This is a genomic window from Chromohalobacter sp. 48-RD10 (genome assembly GCF_029889785.1).
Taxonomy (GTDB): domain Bacteria; phylum Pseudomonadota; class Gammaproteobacteria; order Pseudomonadales; family Halomonadaceae; genus Chromohalobacter.
Map to the genome: position 1 here is coordinate 1 of NZ_JARANX010000086.1, position 2,433 is coordinate 2,433.

Below are 2,433 nucleotides of genomic sequence, written 5' to 3' on the forward strand. Positions count from 1 at the left end.
CGCTCTTTAACAATGTGGCATAAGCTGACAAAGCAAGACGATACGTCTCAAGCGTATCCGGCATGATCGTGATCGTCGCCAGGCCAGACCCTTTGGGGTTATATGGTCAAGCGATGAAGCGCATACGGTGGATGCCTAGGCAGCCAGAGGCGATGAAAGACGTTGTAGCCTGCGATAAGGCTCGGTGAGGTGGCAAACAACCTTCGACCCGGGCATTTCTGAATGGGGAAACCCACCCAGCATCAGCTGGGTATCCCCCCCTGAATTCATAGGGGGCGGGAAGCGAACCGGGAGAACTGAAACATCTAAGTACCCCGAGGAAAAGAAATCAACCGAGATTCCCTGAGTAGTGGCGAGCGAACGGGGACTAGCCCTTAAGTCAATGCACGGTTAGGTGAACGGCCTGGAAAGGTCGGCCATAGCGGGTGATAGCCCCGTAACCGAAAACCCGCATTGGTGAAATCGAGTAGGTCGGGGCACGTGAAACCTTGACTGAAGACGGGGGGACCATCCTCCAAGGCTAAATACTCCTGGCTGACCGATAGTGAACCAGTACCGTGAGGGAAAGGCGAAAAGAACCCCGGCGAGGGGAGTGAAATAGATCCTGAAACCGTATGCGTACAAGCAGTGGGAGCAGATGCGTTCTGTGACCGCGTACCTTTTGTATAATGGGTCAGCGACTTATATTCAGTGGCGAGCTTAACCGACTAGGGGAGGCGTAGGGAAACCGAGTCTTAACAGGGCGCTGAGTCGCTGGATATAGACCCGAAACCGGGCGATCTATCCATGGCCAGAGTGAAGGTCAGGTAACACTGACTGGAGGCTCGAACCCACCTATGTTGAAAAATGGGGGGATGAGCTGTGGATCGGAGTGAAAGGCTAATCAAGCCCGGAGATAGCTGGTTCTCCTCGAAAGCTATTTAGGTAGCGCCTCACGTATCACCGTCGGGGGTAGAGCACTGTTTCGGCTAGGGGGCCATCCCGGCTTACCAATCCGAGGCAAACTCCGAATACCGATGAGTGCAGCGTGGGAGACACACAGCGGGTGCTAACGTCCGTTGTGAAAAGGGAAACAACCCAGACCGTCAGCTAAGGCCCCCAAATGCTGGTTAAGTGGGAAACGATGTGGGAAGGCTTAGACAGCTAGGAGGTTGGCTTAGAAGCAGCCATCCTTGAAAGAAAGCGTAATAGCTCACTAGTCGAGTCGGCCTGCGCGGAAGATGTAACGGGGCTCAAACCAGATGCCGAAGCTACGGACTCATCCACAGGGTGAGTGGTAGAGGAGCGTCGTGTACGCCTGCGAAGGTGAGTCGAGAGGCTTGCTGGAGGTATCACGAGTGCGAATGCTGACATGAGTAACGATAATGCGGGTGAAAACCCCGCACGCCGGAAGACCCAGGGTTTCTGTTCGACGTCAATCGGAGCAGAGTGAGTCGGCCCCTAAGGCGAGGCCGAAAGGCGTAGTCGATGGGAAACGGGTTAATATTCCCGTACCGGATGTGATTGCGAAGGGGGGACGAAGAAGGCTAGGTGAGCCAGGCGTTGGTTGTCCTGGTGAAAGTCGGTAGGCCGAGGAATCAGGTAAATCCGGTTCCTTAAAGCCGAGAGACGAGACGAACAGACTACGGTCTGGAAGTCATTGATGCCACGCTTCCAGGAAAAGCCTCTAAGCGTCAGATCACATGCGACCGTACCCCAAACCGACACAGGTGGTCAGGGTGAGAATCCCCAGGCGCTTGAGAAAACTCGGGTGAAGGAACTAGGCAAAATGGCACCGTAACTTCGGGAGAAGGTGCGCCGGCACAGGGTGACGGACCGCGCGTCCCGAGCTCGAGCCGGTCGAAGATACCAGGTGGCTGCAACTGTTTATTAAAAACACAGCACTCTGCTAACGCGAAAGCGGACGTATAGGGTGTGACGCCTGCCCGGTGCCGGAAGGTTAATTGATGGCGTTAGCTCCGGCGAAGCGCTTGATCGAAGCCCCGGTAAACGGCGGCCGTAACTATAACGGTCCTAAGGTAGCGAAATTCCTTGTCGGGTAAGTTCCGACCTGCACGAATGGCGTAATGATGGCCACGCTGTCTCCACCCGAGACTCAGTGAAATTGAAATCGCCGTGAAGATGCGGTGTCCCCGCGGCTAGACGGAAAGACCCCGTGAACCTTTACTATAGCTTCACACTGGATGCTGATGTTGCTTGTGTAGGATAGCTGGGAGGCTTGGAACCCGGGACGCCAGTCCCGGGGGAGCCATCCTTGAAATACCAGCCTGGCATCATGGGCGTTCTAACTTGGGCCCGTTATCCGGGTCGAGGACAGTGTGTGGTGGGTAGTTTGACTGGGGCGGTCTCCTCCCAAAGCGTAACGGAGGAGCACGAAGGTACCCTCAGCACGGTTGGAAATCGTGCATCGAGTGCAAGAGCATAAGGGTGCTT

General features: G+C 55.4%; 1 rRNA gene. It reads left to right on the forward strand.

The window, feature by feature from the left end:
- Positions 1-104: 104 nt before the first annotated feature.
- Positions 105-2,433: ribosomal RNA gene (locus tag OP496_RS17175) — 23S ribosomal RNA — on the forward strand; the annotation flags it as partial.